This is a genomic window from Streptomyces sp. NPDC004435 (genome assembly GCF_042873895.1).
Classification (GTDB): Bacteria; Actinomycetota; Actinomycetes; order Streptomycetales; family Streptomycetaceae; genus Streptomyces.
This window is the reverse complement of the sequence record NZ_JBIAMB010000003.1, coordinates 315,682-330,567: the sequence shown is the minus strand read 5'-3', so window position 1 is coordinate 330,567 and position 14,886 is coordinate 315,682. Positions and strand designations below refer to the sequence as shown.

The following is a 14,886-nucleotide window of genomic DNA, read 5'->3' as shown; positions in this document are numbered from 1 at the left end:
CGAGGAACCACAGCACCATGGCCGTCACCGCGACCACCCCCGCTGCCCGTCCACAGGCCGCAGCCACCCGCACGGGCGCGGCAGCGGTGACGGCCGCCCTGCTCCTCCTCGTCACCTGCCTCGCGCTCGTCGACATCACCCAGGGCACCGCCTCCGTCGGCGCCGCCGAGATCGTCAAGGCGATCACCGGCGACGCCGACCCCGGCGACGCCTCCGTCGTCGTCGCCTCCCGGCTGCCCCGCATGGTCGCCGGACTCCTCGTCGGCGCCGCCCTCGGCATGGCCGGCGCGGCCCTCCAGGCCGTCAGCCGCAACGCCCTCGCCGCGCCCGACACCCTCGCCGTCAACTCCGGCGCCTACTTCTCGCTCGGCCTCGCCGCCGCCACCGGCGTCTCCCTGCCCTTCCTCGCCTCCTCCGGCATCGCCTTCGCCGGCGGCCTCATCGCCGCCGCCGTCGTGCTCGGCCTCTCCGGCCTCGGCTCCGGCACGGTCCGGCTCGTCCTCGCCGGCAGCGCCCTCTCCCTGGGCCTCACCGCCCTCACCGAGGGCCTGCTGCTGCTCTTCCCGCAGCAGACCGAGGGCGTCTACCACTGGAACCAGGGCAGCATCGCCCAGAACGGCTTCGACGGCGTGCTCCAGATGCTGCCGTTCGCCGTCGTCGGCCTCCTCGGACTGCTCCTCCTCGCCCGCCGCGTCGACGCCCTCGCCCTCGGCGACGAGGCCGCCCGCGGACTCGGCGTACCGGTCCGCTCCACCCGCGTCATCGCCGTCGTGCTCGCCGCGCTCCTCGCCACCGCCGCCGTCACCCTCGCCGGGCCCGTCGGCTTCGTCGGCCTGTGCGCCCCGGCCCTCATGCGCCCGCTCGCCCGCCGCTTCCGTGGCTACGCCCGCAGCCGGGTCTTCGTCCCCGCCGCCGGACTCGCGGGCGCCGCCCTCGTCCTCGGCGCCGACGTCCTGCTGCGCACGCTCATCCCCGCCGACACCGCCGTCCTGGTCCCGACCGGCGTCGTCACCAGCCTCGTCGGCGCCGTCTTCGTCATCGTGATGGCCACCCGGCTCCGGGACACCGGGGACGTCGCCGTCGACCGGCTCCGCATCCGCGGCCGCACCGCCTTCCTCGCCACCACCGCCGTCCTCGTCGCCGCCCTGGTCGGCGTCATGATCGGCGGCGTGCTCCTCGGCGACGCCAAGCTCCTCCTCGGCGACGTGACCAACTGGGCGGCCGGACAGGCCGGCCAGGCCGTCTCCTTCGTCCTCGACACCCGGGTGCCCCGGGTCCTCGCCGCGCTCTTCGCGGGCGCCGCCCTCGCCCTGGCCGGAACCCTCGTCCAGGCCGTCACCCGCAACCCGCTCGCCGAGCCCGGCATCATGGGCGTCTCCGGCGGCGCGGCCCTCGGCGCCGTACTGCTCGTCACCACCGTGCCGATGGCGGGCTCCTGGAGCGTGGCCGGCGCCGCTTTCACCGGCGCCGCGGGCGCCGCCCTCATCGTCTTCGGCTTCGCCGCCCGCGGCGGCTTCAAGCAGACCCGGCTCGTCCTCGTCGGCTTCGCCGTCCACACCGCCACCGCGGCCGTCGTCGCCCTGCTCATCATCCTCACCGACCCCTTCAACGCGACCAAGGCACTGACCTGGCTGTCCGGCTCCACCTACGGCCGGACCCTGCCCGACGTCCTGCCCCTGGCCGTCGCCGTCGTCGTGGGCATCGCCATCGCCGTCGCCCGCCGCACCGAACTCGACCTCGTCTCGCTCGACGAGGACACCCCCCGCCTCCTCGGCCTCCCGCTCGGCCCCGGCCGGCTCGGCTTCCTCGTCCTGAGCGTGGTGCTCAGCGCCACCGCCGTCGCCGCCGCCGGCACCATCGGCTTCGTCGGCCTGGTCGCCCCGCACGCCGCCCGCGCCCTCGTCGGCCGCCGCCACCACCGGGTGATCCCGGTCGCGGTCCTCCTCGGCGCCGTCCTCGTCGGCGCCGCCGACACCGTGGGCCGTACCGTCATCGCCCCCGCGCAGCTCGGCGCCGGCACGATGACGGCCATCATCGGCACCCCGTACTTCCTGTACCTCCTGGTCCGCAGCCGCCGCTGACCGGCCCGTAGGATCACCGGGACGTACGGGTGAGAGCGAGGAGAGCGTGGCCGTGACCGCCGTGGTGGAACCGACCCTGCCGGCCCCGCCCGCACACCCCGAACTCCTGGAGCGGGACGAGGACGGGCAGCGGCTCGGCGCGCTGCTGTGGCGGCCGGGACCCGGCTGGCGGGCCGTCAGCAGCGCGGTCCTCGGCGGCGGGATCGGCCCCCGGGCCTGGGTGATGAACGTCCAGGTCGCCCACGGCTACACCCGCACCGACCCCGAGGCACACCTCGCGGACCTCGCCCGGCGGGCAGGACTGCACGGCCCCGGCGTGGGACTGATGACCGCCGCCGAGGTCGCCCGGCGCGGCACCGCCGCCGACGGCGGCGTCGGCGCGGTCGCCACCGCCGGGATCGACGTACGCGGCTGGGCGGCGGCCCCCGGGCCCGCCGTCCCCGCACCCCAGGCCCCCGGCACCATCAACATCGTCGTCACCGTGCCCGCGCCGCTCACCGACGCCGCCCTCGTCAACGCCGTCGCGACCGCCACCGAAGCGAAGGTCCAGGCCCTCCTCGACGCCGGCCACGACTGCTCGGGAACGCCGACGGACGCGGTCTGCGTCCTCGCCCGCGAGCCCGGGACCGCCGTCCCCACCGAGCCCTTCGCCGGCCCCCGCTCGCTCTGGGGCGCCCGCCTGGCGCGCGCCGTCCACGCGGCGGTCGGGGCCGCTCTGCCCACGCCCGGCGCCCGCTGAGCGCTGCCACCTCGGGCCGGGGCCTCCCGGTCCACGGCGCACGGACGCCGGTGGCCCGCTCCCCGGGGGGGAACGGGCCACCGCGACCGGCAGGCACGGACGTCAGCCGAGCACGACCGGCAGGTCGAAGAGGTCGTTCTGGGTCACGACCGGCTTGTTCCGCAGCTCCTCGCGCGGCACCGCGAGCCTCAGCCCGGGGAAGCGCGCGTACAGCGCGGGCAGCGCCACCGACGCCTCCAGACGGGACAGCGCCGCCCCCGGGCAGACGTGCGGGCCGTGCCCGAAGGAGATGTGCCGGATCGGGCTGCGGGTGACGTCGAAGTCGCCCGCCGTCCCGCCGTGCTGCACCTCGTCCCGGCCGATCGCGCCGTGCGACACGATCAGCGCCTCGCCCTTCGGCAGGACCCGGTCGCCGACCTCGATGTCCTCGCTCGCGAACCGGATCAGCACGTGCGAGGTGGGCGTCGCCCAGCGCAGCGTCTCCTCGATCACGTTCTCCCACGGCACCTCGCCCTTGAGGACCAGCGCCCGCTGCTCGGGGTGGGTCTCCAGGGCGACCACGGCGTTCACGATGAGGCTGATCGTCGTCTCGTGACCGGCCGCCACCATCAGCTGGAGCGTGTTGGTGATCTCCTCGGTGGTGAGCCGGTCGCCGTCCTCCGACGCCTCGATCAGCGCGCTGGTCAGGTCGTCGCCGGGCGACTCCTTCTTGCCCGCCACGATCCCGGCGAAGAGCGCGCCGAGGTCCGCCATCATCTGCGGCACCTCCTCCGGCGGCGTCTGCGTCGAGAAGAACTTGTCGAAGAGGGCCTTCATCCGCGGGTGGTCGGCGGCGTCCACCCCCATCAGCTCGCCCACGACGTTCATCGGCAGCGGGTAGGCGAACTCGGCCTTCAGGTCCACCGTCCCGCCCGCCGGCTGCTCCGCGAGGCGGTCGAGCAGCCCGCTCGTCAGCTCCTCGATCCCGGCCCGCAGCCGCTCCACCCGGCGCGCGGTGAGCGCCTGGGCGACCAGGGTGCGCAGCCGCCGGTGCTCCTCTCCGTCCACCGTCAGCATCGACTTGCCGGGGTTGGCGAGGCCGATCAGCGGCCAGTCGAGCGGTATCTCGCCGCGCCGCCAGGCGCCCCACTGCCCGATGTCCTTGACGAGCCGGGAGTCGGTGAGGAGCGCGCGCGCCTCGGCGTGGCGGGTGACGGCGTAGCAGGGCACGCCGCCGGGGAGCACGACCCGGGCCAGCGGGCCCGCCTCGCGCAGCCGGGCGCTCTCGCCGTCGAGGTCCGAGACGAACGGGTCGAGGACGACCGGTGCGGCGCCCGCGGTGTGGTCGATGGGGCAGGTCATGCGGTCCCTCCAAGGGCGGGGGTCGGCGTGTACGTCACCGGCAGCGCGGTGAGGCCGCGCAGCCAGGGGGAGGGGCGACGTGTCAGGGTGGGTTCGGCGACGGCGAGATCGACGTCCGGCAGCCGGTCGAGCAGGACCTCGATGCCGGTCCTGGCGATGGTCTCGGCGACCTCCTGCGCGGGGAACGGACAGCGGTGCTCGCCGTGGCCGAAGGAGAGGTGGGCGTTGTTGCCGCCGGTGAGCGCGGCGGCGTCGGCCCGGACGTGCGGGTCCGCGTTGGCCGCGGCGAGGCCCAGCAGGACCAGATCACCGCGCTCGATCCGGCGCCCGCCGAGGTGGGTGTCGCGCGAGGCCCAGCGGCCGGCCACGTTCTGCGTGGGGGTGTCCTCCCACAGGACCTCGTTCATCGCCTCGCCGACGCTGTGCCGGCCGCCGGAGAGCGAGGCGGCGAAGCGGTCGTCGGTGAGCATCAGCCGCAGCGAGTTGCCGATCCAGTCGGCGGTGGGCTGGTGGCCGGCGGCCATCATCACCATGAGGTCCTGGGCGACCTCCTCGACGGTGAACCCGGCGGTGTTGCCGAGCATCCGCGAGGCGACGTCCTCACCGGGCTCCGCCACCTTGGCGGCGAGCAGCGCCCCCATCGAGGCGGCCAGGTGCTGCTGGCCCGCGAGCGCGCCCGGACCGCCGTTGATCATGTCGTTCATCGCCGTGACCAGCGCGGGGCCCTCCTCGTCGGAGAAGCCGTAGATGCTGGCGAGCACCCGGACCGGCAGCAGCATGGCGTACTCGGCGATGATGTCGCACGCCCCCTTGCCGCACAGCCCGTCGATCAGCTCGTCGGCGAACCGCTCGGCGCGCCGCCGCAGTTCGAAGGGGTCGACGGACTCCAGCGCGGCCGAGATCACCCCGGCCCGCTCGCGGTGGCGCTCGCCGACCGTGTACAGGATCGACGGCTGCTTGCGGCCGATCATGGGCAGCAGCGGCCAGTCCGCGGGGATGGCGTCCCACTGGTTCCACAGCTCGGAGTCGCGGGAGAAGAGCACCGGGTCGCTGGTGACCTGGTGCAGCTCGCGGTAGCCGAGGACGAGCCAGGCGGGCACGTCGCCGTCGAGGACGACGGGGGCGACGGCCCCGTGGTCCCGCCGGATCCGCCGGTACAGCTCGACGGGGTCGGTGTGGAAGCGGGGGCCGCTCAGCGGGACGGGCGCGGTCTCGGCAGGGTTCACGGGGCGGGCTCCGGTACGGGCCGCGGACCGTGCTCCGGGTCGGCGGCGACGACGTTCTTCAGGTGCTCGACGAGCGAGATGAGGACCTGCTTGCTGGACTCCCGGGACCGGGCGTCGCAGAAGACCAGCGGGACCTCGTCCGGGAGGTCGAGTGCCTCGCGGACCTCGGCGGACGTGTGCGCGGGCCCGCCGAAGTCGTTGCAGGCGACGACGAACGGGGTGCCGTGGTGCTCCAGGCGGTCGACCGCGTACCAGGAGTCCGCGATCCGGCGGGTGTCGACGAGGACGACCGCGCCGAGCGTGCCGGAGAAGAGCCGGTCCCACAGGAACCAGAACCGCTCCTGACCGGGCGCGCCGAACAGGTACAGCACGTTGTGCGCGTCGAGCGAGATCCGGCCGAAGTCGAAGGCGACGGTGGTGGCCGTCTTGGCGGCCACCCCGCCCGTGTCGTCGATGCCCTCGCCGGCCTGCGACATGGTCTCCTCGGTGTTCAGCGGACGGATCTCGCTGACCGAGCGGACCAGGGTGGTCTTGCCGACTCCGAAGCCGCCGACGACGACGATCTTCAAACCGTTGTCGGCGGTGCTGCTCAGGGTCTGGTGCTGCTCAGAGATTGCGGAGTCCAACGAGCACCTGCTCCAGGATGTCGTGATCGGGAAGGCGGTACGAGGAAGGGCGCGGGTGCCGCGCGCTGATCCGGCCGGTGTCGTGCAGGTCGGCCAGGAGGATGCGGGTGATCGACACGGGCAGTCCGAGCCCGGCGGCCACCTCCACCACGGCGGTGGGGAAACGGCACATGCGCAGGATGGCGGCGTGTTCGGACTGCATGCCGGGGACCGGATCGCATTCCGCGACGACGAGCGTGACCACGTCGAAGGCTTTGGACCCGGAGCTGCTTCGGCCGCCGGTCACGGTGTAGAGCCGGTCGGGGGAGTCGTCGCGACCCGGCCTGGCGCGGCCCTTCATCCCCGCGGCCTCGCGACGAGGTGCTCGCCCAGCTGCTCGACCAGTTCGGCCATGTTGTGCCCGACGAGCCCGGCGTCGGCGTCCTCGTCGGCGACGAGCGCGAGATGGGCGCCCTCCCCGGCCTCGACGATGAAGAGGATGCCGCCGTAGAACTCGGCCATCGCGGAGCGGACCCCGCCGGTGCCGTCGCCGAACTCCACGGAGGCGCCGTGCGAAAGGCTCTGGATGCCCGCGGCGATGGCGGCGAGCTGGTCGGCCTGGTCGACGGAGAGCCCGGAGGTGCGGCAGAGCTTGAGGCCGTCCCGGGAGAGCACCAGGGCGTGCCGGGTGCCCGGGGTGCGTTCCAGCAGGCCCTCCAGGAGCCAGCTGAGCTTGTCGTCGGTGGTCGTGCCGGTCATCGCGGATTGCCTTCCGAATGGGGGTGGTTCGAGGACGGCGTGGTCGGTTCCGTCGCGGGGGGAGCGGAGGAGTCGGGGTCGGCGGCGGGCGTCGCGCCGGGCTTGCCCCCGGTGCCGCGCAGGCCGCTCTGGAAGCCGCCGAAGCGGGCACGGGCCGCCTCGCCGGTGCGGGGCGCCGCCGGGCGGGGCGGGTCGACCGGGGACCTGCCGGTCTCCTGGTGCGCGGCCAGGGTCCGGCCGCGCCGCCGGCGCGGCAGCGAGATCCCGGGCTCCGCGTCCTCGGCCGGGGTGGCGTCGGCGGGCGGGCGGGTGGCCTCCGGCTCGGTGGCGGTGGCGGAGGCCGGGGCTGGGCCGGAGTCGGGGGCGGTGCGGGGGCCGGGCACGGGGAGCGGCGGGGCCGCGGGGGCGGCGGCGGGGGCGCCGGTCGCCTCGTTGCCGCGCGTGACGATCTCCTGGGGGATCATCAGGACGACGCCGGTACCGCCCCGCGCGGAGGGCCGGAAGGAGACCGAGAGGTTGTGCTTGCGGGCCAGCCGGCCGACGACGTGGAGGCCGAGGCGGGTGCCGGAGAGACCGGCCAGGTCCTGGGTCCCCGCGTCGACGGCGGTCTCGGCGCGCCGGAGCTGCACGTCGCTCATGGTGAGGCCGCTGTCCTCCACGGTGATGACGACGCCCGCCGGGACCTCCTCCACGTAGACGTGGACCTCCGCGCTGGGCGGCGAGAAGTTGGCGGCGTTGTCGAGGAGTTCGGCGAGCGCGTGCATGACGCCCTCGGCGGCGTGGCCGGCGACGGCCGCCTCGCACTGGGAGTGCAGCCGGACCCGCTGGTAGCCGGCGATGCGGCCCATGGCGCCGCGCAGGATCGACTCCATGACGATGGGCCGGGCCCAGCGGCGGCCGGAGCGGGCGCCGGTGAGGATCGCGACGGAGTCGGCGAGCCGGCCGGCCTGGGCGGTGCGGTGGTCCAGGTGGAGGAGGTCGGCGAGGACGTCCTCGTCGGCGTGCCGGTGCTCCATCTCGCGCAGGTCGGCCATCATGCTCGTGGCCAGCGCCTGCATGCGTCCGGCCGCGTTGGCGGCGGCGGCGAGGGCGGCGGAGCGGGCGGACTCGGCGCGGCGCAGCCGCTGCTCGATCCCCGCCAAGGCGGCGGCGTGGCCGGCGGCGAGGCGCTCCGCCTCGGCCCGCTGGGCGCGCACGAGTTCGTCGGTGCGCGCCGCGTGCGCGGCCGTCCCGGCGGCGGCCTCGGCCTCGTGACGCTCCTTCAGGGCGGCCGTCTCGCGCTCGGCGGCGGCCTGGCGCTGGGTGGCGTAGGTGTCCTGGGAGGCGACCTGGGCGGTCAGCCGTTCGACCCGCTTGGCGAGGCCGCGGGCGGTGCGCGCGTACCAGGTGACGGCGAAGGCGGCGGCCGCGAGCAGCAGCACGCCGCAGACCGCGAACCAGGCCAGCGGGGAGCGGACTTCGGCCGGGGCCGCACTCGTCGCGGCGGCGGTGAGGGTACCGCCCGCGGCGACGGTCAGCACGGAGGCGATCAGGGCAGGGCGGAACGGGGTGGGCGACGCCGACATCAACCGGACTCTCGAGAGGCAGGCACAGGGGAGGTTCGGAACGACCGCACTATAGAGGCGTTCTTGATCGGTCCGGAACTCTCCCTGACCGGATTGGTTTCCGGACTGACACAAAACCTTCCAAAAGGTGGCCCGGATTCCGTTTCGGCGCGAGCCCGGGGGCGGCGCGCCCATCACCCGTGCCGGAAGGGCAGAATGACGGTCCGTACGGTACGGACCCGAGCGCGGCCCGCACCCGTCCACGACCGGAAGGCCCTCCCGTGAAGCTGCCCGACACCGGAAGGCGTGTCCTCGTCAGCGGCGCCTCGCGAGGGCTCGGCCGGGCGGTCGCCCGCGCCTTCGCCGCCAACGGCGACCTCGTCGCCGTCCACCACGGCACGCGCGCCGAGGAGGCCCGCGCCACCCTCGCCTCCCTCGACGGGACCGGACACGTCCTGGTCGGCGGCGACCTCGCGGACCCGGCGGGGGCGGCCGCGGTGGTCGACGCCGCGGTCGAGGGCCTCGCCGGCGGGATCGACGTCCTGGTCAACAACGCGGCCGTGAACCTCCCGCACCCCCTGGCGGAGACCCCGTACGAGGAGTGGGCGGAGCTCTGGCGGCAGCACGTCGCCGTGAACCTGCTCGCCACCGCGAACCTGAGCCACCTCGTGGCCCGCGGGATGATCGACCGGGGCACGGGCGGACGCCTCGTCAACATCGGCTCCCGGGGCGCCTTCCGGGGCGAGCCCGACCACCCCGCCTACGGCGCCACCAAGGCCGCCGTCCACGCGCTCGGCCAGTCCCTCGCGGTCTCCCTCGCCCCGTACGGCATCGGCGTCGCCTCGGTCGCCCCCGGCTTCTTCGCCACCGAGCGGGTCGCGCCCCGCCTGGCAGGGCCGGAGGGCGAGGCGATCCGCGCGCAGAGCCCCTTCGGCCGGGTCGCGGACGCCGACGAGATCGCCGCCGCCGTCCTCTGGCTCGCCTCGCCCGCCGCCGAATGGGCGTCCGGCACGATCCTGGACCTCAACGGCGCCTCGTACCTCCGGAGCTGACCCGAACGGTGACCGGCGCGCCCCGGCGCGCGCCGCTCGAACGCCTGCCTCCCGCGCGCTTGCCCGAAAGGATGAACGGCGGCGGTCGGCGGCGTTTCGCACCGGGGTCGCCGTCACCCTGCTGCCGTGCGTAAGGAGCGCGAGTCCACGGTCCCCTCCCAGCGGACGCCCCGGCGTCCCCGCCCCGCCGCCGGACACGCCGTCCGGCCGGTGCGACAACCGGTGACGGGGCCGGGCCTGCGGGCCCGGGCCCGCTACTGGGTCGACCGGACGGTGGTGCGCGGGGTGAGCGCCCTCGTCGGCTGGCTGGCCCTGGCCTGCCTCGGCCTGGTGGCGCCCGCCAGCGCCCTCCTCGTCTGGACCGACACCAAGGCCCCGGACACCCTCCAGGGGAAGGCCGCCACGGTCTGGCGGACCGTCGGCCAGACCCTCCGCCTCGGCGGCGAGGTCGGGCCGCCGCTGCGGATGGCCCTCTCGGTCTTCCTGGCCCTGGTGTCCCTGCTGTACGTCTCCTTCCTCGTCGGCATCGTCACCACCGCCCTCACCGACCGCCTCGCCGAGCTCGAACGCGGCCAGACCACGGTGGTCGAACGCGGCCACACCCTGGTCCTCGGCTGGTCCGAGCAGACCCCCACCGTCGTCGCGGAGCTGCTGGCCGCCCACGCCCAGCGCGGCCGGGGCGCCGTGGTGGTCCTCGCGGACCGCGACAAGGCGGAGATGGAACGGGAGTTACGGGACGTCCTGCCGCCCCGTGCCCGGGTGCGCCTGCTGTGCCGCCGGGGCCGGCCCGCCGACCCCGGCGCGCTGGCCCGGGTCACCCCCGCCGCCGCCGGGGCGGTGGTCGTCCTGCCACCGGACGCTCCCGGCGCCGACGCCCAGGTGACCAGGACGCTCCTGGCGCTGCGGGCGGTGGTGGGGGAGGGGTGTCCGGTACGGATCGTGGCCGCGGTCCGGGACGGCTCCCATCTCGCCACCGCCCGTCTCGCCGCGGGTCCGGGCGCGGTGGTCCTGGACGTCGACGACCTCGCCGCCCGGCTGCTCGTCCAGTGCGTCCTGGAGCCCGGGCTCGCGCTCGTCCTGGAGGACCTGCTCGACTTCGCCGGCGCGGAACTCCACATCCTGCGCCCGCCCGGCCTCCCCGGCCGGCGCTACGGCGAACTCGCCGCCGCCTGCCCGGACTCCTGCGCCGTCGGCATCGTCCGCGCCGACGGCACCCCGCACCTCAACCCGCCCCCGCAGACAGTCCTGGCCCCCGGCGACGGCCTGGTCGTCCTGGCCGAGGACCACCGGGCCACCGTCCTCCCCGCGGCGTCGGCCCCCGGCCCCGTCACCGTCCCCCGCCCCACCCGGCCCCGGACCGCCGCCGCTCCCCGCCGGGCCCTCGTCCTCGGCTGGAACCGCCGGGGCGAACGCGTCCTGGAGGGCCTGGCGCGGGGCGGGGTCGCGGTCGTGCGGGACGAGGGCGCCGGGCGGCCGGCGGCACCGGAGCAGTACGACCACGTGGTGGTCCTCGCCGGACCGGACGGCGACGGCTGCCCCGACCCGGACGGTCCCGCCCTCGAAGCCCTGCTCCACCTCCGGGCGCGGGCACGGGAGACGGGCCGGACCGCGCCGGCCGTCGTCGAACTCACCGACGCCCGCAGCCGCAGGCTGGCCCCCGCCGGCCCCCGCACCGAACTCCTGCTCACCGGCCGGCTCGCCGCCCTCCTGATCGCCCAGGTCTCCCAGGACATCCACCTCGCGGCGGCCTTCGACACGCTCTTCGCCGCCACCGGCGACGGCGTCCGCCTCCGCCCGGCCACCGACTTCGTCCCGCCCGGGACCGAGGCCCCCTTCGGATCGCTCGTCACCGCCGCCGCCCGCGACGGCGCCGCCGCCATCGGCTACCGCCCCCGCGACTCCCCCCGCCCCCGCCTCAACCCGCCGAAGACCGAGACCCGTCACTGGGGTGCCGGAGACGTCCTGATCGTCGTCGGACCGCCCCCGGGGCGCCCCTGGGGGACGCGCCCCTGATCAGCGCCTTTCCTTGGGTGATACGAGCGAGGACCCTTCGCTTTCTCGTGTCATCCGACAGTACGGGAGCCGTGCGGGCGCGGCGCAGACTCTGTGCCACGGCCGCACCGGACGGAACCGGCGGACCTCACCGTCCGCCAATCCGGCGCGCCCGTACGAGTTGTGACCGACCATCACCGCGGAACGCACGAGGGGACAGCACATGACGGTGCAGCAGTACGACGGGATCGGCGAGGCGTTCGAGGGATTCAAGACCCTGCCGATCATCCGCTACGGAGAGGTGCCCAGCGTCCTGCGGCTGGTCGGCGACGTCACCGGGAAGACGGTGCTCGACCTCGCCTGCGGCACCGGCTTCTACAGCCGGGAGCTCAAGCGCCGCGGCGCCGCCGACGTGTACGGCGTCGACATCTCCTCCGAGATGATCGCCGCCGCCCGCGGGATCGAGGCGCGCGACCCGCTGGGCCTGCGCTACGAGGTCGAGGACGTCGCCGCACTGAAGCCGGCGGAGACGCCGTTCGACATCGCGCTCGGCGTGCAGTGTCTCAACTACGCCGAATCCAGGGACGAGCTGGACCGGATGTGCGCCAACATCCACCGGAGCCTGAAGCCCGGCGGCATGTTCTACGTCTTCGCCCAGAGGCCCGACTACGCCTTCGACTGCGCGTCCCTGGAGACGTACGGCTTCCGCTGCGAGCCGACCGGCGAGGAGAACGAGCTGGGACCGAGGGTCCGTGTCACCGCGCTCCTCGACCCGCAGCCCATCAGCATCATGGGGACCGTCCCGCGCCGCGAGGTCTACGAGGAGGCCCTGACCGGCGCCGGCTTCCGCGAGGTCGAGTGGGTCCCGCTGCACGTCTCCGACGAGGGCCTGCGCACCTACGGCGAGGAGCACTGGGCCGACCTCCTGGCCCACCCGCCGCTGGTGCTCCTGCGCTGCCGCGCCTGACCCCGCTCAGCCCCCGGGGGCACGCACCGGCCCGCCGCCGGCTCGCGTGCCCCCGGGCCTGGAGCCGTATCGCACGCGTACGGGGCGGGGGTCAGGCCCCGGACAGTTCGGGCAGCAGGTCCGGGTTGACGGTCCGCAGGATCGTCGCCACGTCGCCGGGATCGGCCGCCGCCCACAACACCCGCCTGGCCGCCCGGTACTTCGCGGCGAGCCGCTCCCGCTGCTCCGGCGGCAGCGCGGTCGCCCGGTCGGCCCGGCTGTTGTGCGCGTTGTCGGCGATCTTCACCAGCGTCGCCTCGGGATCCCGCGCCACCCGGCGGATCTTCTCCTCGTACGAGCCCTCCGGGTCGTTGGTGACCGCCTCGACGATCCGGACCACCCGATCGGGCACCCCGGCCGCCCGCAGCTCCTCGCCCGTCCACGCCGTGTCCTCGACGACGTCGTGGAGGAGCCCCGCCATCGTCAGCTCGGTCCCGAACGGCACCAGGCCGGCGGCGACGGCCCGGACGTGCTCCACGTACGGGACACCGATCTTGTCGGTCTGACCGGCGTGTGCCCGGTCGGCGAGTGCGTCCACTTCGGCGAGGGTCATCATGCGCCCATCATCCCGGCATCCCCCTCGTCCCGGCATGCCGCCTTCCCCGTCCGTCGGAGCCCGCCCGCCCGTCCGCACGCGCATGCCGCCACACAGTGTTCACACGGCGGAGGAATTCCCTTGCGGGCCGGGCCCGTTGCCCCGGGCATGACTCTCGGCGCAACGCTCAGCTCGACCCACCGCCAGCTGTCCGTCGACACCACCGTGCGCCTGGCGCGCGAGGCCCGGGACGCCGGGCTGCACTCCGCGTGGTTCGGCCAGTCCTTCGCGTACGACTCGCCCACGCTGGCCGCGATCGTCGGCCGCGAGGTGCCGGGGCTGCACGTGGGGACGGCCGCGCTCCCCGTCTTCGGCCGCCATCCGCTGCTCGTCTCCGGCCAGGCCCAGACCGCCCAGGCCGCCACCGGGGGCCGCTACCACCTCGGCCTCGCCCTCGGCACCCGCCACCTCACCGAGACCGCCTTCGGGCTCCCGTACCAGCGGCCCATCGGGCTGCTCAGGGAGTTCCTGACCGCCCTGCGCCCGCTCCTCCACACCGGCGAGGCCGACTTCCACGGCGAACTGCTGACCGCGACGACGCCCTACTCGGCCGCCGTCCCCGGCGCACGGCCGCCGGTCCCCGTCCTGGTCGCCGCGATGGGCCCGCAGGCCCTGCGCGTCAGCGGCGAGCTCGCCGACGGCATCCTGCCCTTCCTCGCGGGGCCGCGCGCCCTCGCCGAGCACATCGTCCCCGCCGTGACCGCCGCCGCGCGGAAGGCGGGCCGCCCCGCGCCCAGGATCGTGGCCCTGGTGCCCGGAGCGGTCACCGACGACCCCGACGGCCTGCGCCGCCGGGCCGCCGAAGCCCTCGCCCTCTACGAGCGCATCCCCTCGTACCAGCGCGTCATCGAGCTCTCCGGGGCGGACCGGGCCGCCGACCTGGCGGTGCTCGGCGACGAGGAGACCCTCGCCGCCGAGATCCGCCGGTACCGGGACGCCGGCGCGACCGAGCTGGTCTTCACGGCGACCGACCTGGGCGGCGAGGAGGCCCGCCGGCGGACCTGGAAGCTCCTCGGCGAGCTCTCCGGCGGCCTGGCCTGACCCACGAGGCCGGCGCGCCGTGAATTCGAGCACGTGTTCGGTTGCCGGTTATGCTGGATCCATGACCGCGGCACCACCCGACCTCCCCGGCCTCCAGGGATCCCTGTTCGACCAGGGTGACGACCCCCGCCCCGGCGCCCTGGACGGCGTCCGGCGGACCCCGCTGGCCCACGGGGCCTGGGTCGACCACCTGCCGGGGTGGTTCCACGGCGCCGACACCCTCTTCCAGGAGCTGGTCGGCCGGGTGGAGTGGCGCGCCGAGGAGCGCCGGATGTACGACGACGTGGTCGCCGTCCCCCGCCTCCTCGCGCACTACCGCGAGGGCGAAGCCCTCCCGCACCCCGCGCTCACCGAGGCCCGCACCGCCCTCGGCGCCCACTACGCGGCCGAGCTCGGGGAGGGGTTCGCCACCGCCGGACTCTGCCTCTACCGCGACGGGCGCGACAGCGTCGCCTGGCACGGCGACAGGACCGGCCGCTCCTCCACCCGCGACACCCTCGTCGCCATCCTCTCGCTCGGCGACCCGCGCGATCTCGTCCTCCGCCCCCGGGGCGGCGGACCGGTCGCGCTCCGCCTCCCGCTCGGCCACGGCGACCTCGTCGTGATGGGCGGCTCCTGCCAGCGCACCTGGGACCACGCGGTCCCCAAGACGAGCCGCGCGGTCGGGCCGCGGATCAGCGTCCAGTTCCGCCCGCGCGGCGTCCGCTGACCCCTCCGTGATCACCCGCGGGCGTCGGGAACCGCGCGCCCCCGGGAGCGCGTGAATCAGAACGCGCCGGGTGGCGGCTTCTGTTGCCAGCCGGAACTGGCCATGGTCGTCCGGACCGCCCGGTGGCCCCGAACGGCGGGCCCGGCGCTTCAGAAGCGCACAACTGCCCAGCAAGACGCCAGGGTTCCCGGGATCC

Annotated in this window: 14 protein-coding genes; 7 read left to right on the top strand and 7 right to left on the bottom strand. The window is 75.4% G+C overall.

Features of this window, described 5'->3' with window-relative positions; genetic code table 11:
* Positions 1 to 17: 17 nt before the first annotated feature.
* Together ACFYT9_RS07090 and ACFYT9_RS07085 are read left to right on the top strand one after the other, a co-directional pair.
* On the top strand, positions 18 to 2,081 hold the full coding sequence (locus tag ACFYT9_RS07090) for an iron ABC transporter permease (RefSeq protein ID WP_389161454.1): 2,064 nt from the start codon (positions 18 to 20) through the stop codon (positions 2,079 to 2,081).
* A gap of 52 nt (positions 2,082 to 2,133) precedes the next feature.
* Positions 2,134 to 2,820 carry an adenosylcobinamide amidohydrolase gene (locus ACFYT9_RS07085; RefSeq protein ID WP_389161668.1) on the top strand — a complete coding sequence of 229 codons (687 nt, stop codon included), beginning with the start codon at positions 2,134 to 2,136 and terminating at the stop codon, positions 2,818 to 2,820.
* Between the two features lie 102 nt (positions 2,821 to 2,922).
* On the opposite strand, the gene ACFYT9_RS07080 is transcribed toward ACFYT9_RS07085, so the two are convergent.
* Genes ACFYT9_RS07080 through ACFYT9_RS07055 form a run of 6 tightly spaced genes read right to left on the bottom strand, consistent with a single transcriptional unit; the run spans position 2,923 to position 8,316 of the window.
* Positions 2,923 to 4,161, bottom strand: coding sequence for a cytochrome P450 (locus ACFYT9_RS07080; protein ID WP_389161453.1), 1,239 nt, complete (start codon positions 4,159 to 4,161; stop codon positions 2,923 to 2,925).
* Positions 4,158 to 5,387: a cytochrome P450 gene (locus ACFYT9_RS07075; RefSeq protein ID WP_387277692.1), complete on the bottom strand. Its 1,230-nt coding sequence runs from the start codon at positions 5,385 to 5,387 to the stop codon at positions 4,158 to 4,160. Before ACFYT9_RS07075 ends, ACFYT9_RS07080 begins: the two co-directional genes overlap by 4 nt.
* A complete protein-coding gene (locus ACFYT9_RS07070; RefSeq protein WP_376602748.1) occupies positions 5,384 to 6,013 on the bottom strand; it encodes an ATP/GTP-binding protein in 630 nt (209 codons plus the stop codon). Before ACFYT9_RS07070 ends, ACFYT9_RS07075 begins: the two co-directional genes overlap by 4 nt.
* Positions 5,994 to 6,353: a DUF742 domain-containing protein gene (locus ACFYT9_RS07065; protein WP_387277690.1), complete on the bottom strand. Its 360-nt coding sequence runs from the start codon at positions 6,351 to 6,353 to the stop codon at positions 5,994 to 5,996. The genes ACFYT9_RS07070 and ACFYT9_RS07065 overlap by 20 nt, the downstream gene beginning before the upstream one ends.
* Complete coding sequence (locus tag ACFYT9_RS07060) at positions 6,350 to 6,751, bottom strand: roadblock/LC7 domain-containing protein (RefSeq protein ID WP_376602750.1); 402 nt, start codon at positions 6,749 to 6,751, stop codon at positions 6,350 to 6,352. The genes ACFYT9_RS07065 and ACFYT9_RS07060 overlap by 4 nt, the downstream gene beginning before the upstream one ends.
* Complete coding sequence (locus ACFYT9_RS07055; RefSeq protein ID WP_389161451.1) at positions 6,748 to 8,316, bottom strand: ATP-binding protein; 1,569 nt, start codon at positions 8,314 to 8,316, stop codon at positions 6,748 to 6,750. Before ACFYT9_RS07055 ends, ACFYT9_RS07060 begins: the two co-directional genes overlap by 4 nt.
* A 260-nt stretch (positions 8,317 to 8,576) precedes the next feature.
* On the opposite strand from ACFYT9_RS07055, the gene ACFYT9_RS07050 reads away from it, so the two are divergent.
* The 3 genes from ACFYT9_RS07050 to ACFYT9_RS07040 all read left to right on the top strand — a co-directional run bounded on the left by ACFYT9_RS07050 (position 8,577) and on the right by ACFYT9_RS07040 (position 12,306).
* Entirely contained in the window at positions 8,577 to 9,347 is a 771-nt protein-coding gene (locus tag ACFYT9_RS07050) for an SDR family NAD(P)-dependent oxidoreductase (RefSeq protein WP_389161449.1), read from the top strand.
* 126 nt (positions 9,348 to 9,473) lie between these two features.
* Entirely contained in the window at positions 9,474 to 11,360 is a 1,887-nt protein-coding gene (locus tag ACFYT9_RS07045) for an NAD-binding lipoprotein (protein WP_389161448.1), read from the top strand.
* A gap of 202 nt (positions 11,361 to 11,562) precedes the next feature.
* Positions 11,563 to 12,306 (top strand): class I SAM-dependent methyltransferase, encoded by a 744-nt coding sequence (locus ACFYT9_RS07040; protein ID WP_376606219.1) that lies wholly within the window; start codon positions 11,563 to 11,565, stop codon positions 12,304 to 12,306.
* 91 nt (positions 12,307 to 12,397) lie between these two features.
* Here the strand turns inward: ACFYT9_RS07040 and ACFYT9_RS07035 are convergent, their stop codons facing one another.
* Positions 12,398 to 12,901 carry an HD domain-containing protein gene (locus tag ACFYT9_RS07035; RefSeq protein ID WP_389161445.1) on the bottom strand — a complete coding sequence of 168 codons (504 nt, stop codon included), beginning with the start codon at positions 12,899 to 12,901 and terminating at the stop codon, positions 12,398 to 12,400.
* Between the two features lie 147 nt (positions 12,902 to 13,048).
* On the opposite strand from ACFYT9_RS07035, the gene ACFYT9_RS07030 reads away from it, so the two are divergent.
* Together ACFYT9_RS07030 and ACFYT9_RS07025 are read left to right on the top strand one after the other, a co-directional pair.
* On the top strand, positions 13,049 to 13,981 hold the full coding sequence (locus tag ACFYT9_RS07030; protein WP_389161443.1) for an LLM class F420-dependent oxidoreductase: 933 nt from the start codon (positions 13,049 to 13,051) through the stop codon (positions 13,979 to 13,981).
* Positions 13,982 to 14,042: 61 nt separating this feature from the next.
* Positions 14,043 to 14,690, top strand: a complete 648-nt coding sequence (locus ACFYT9_RS07025) for an alpha-ketoglutarate-dependent dioxygenase AlkB (RefSeq protein ID WP_389161442.1) — start codon at positions 14,043 to 14,045, stop codon at positions 14,688 to 14,690.
* Positions 14,691 to 14,886: the final 196 nt, after the last annotated feature.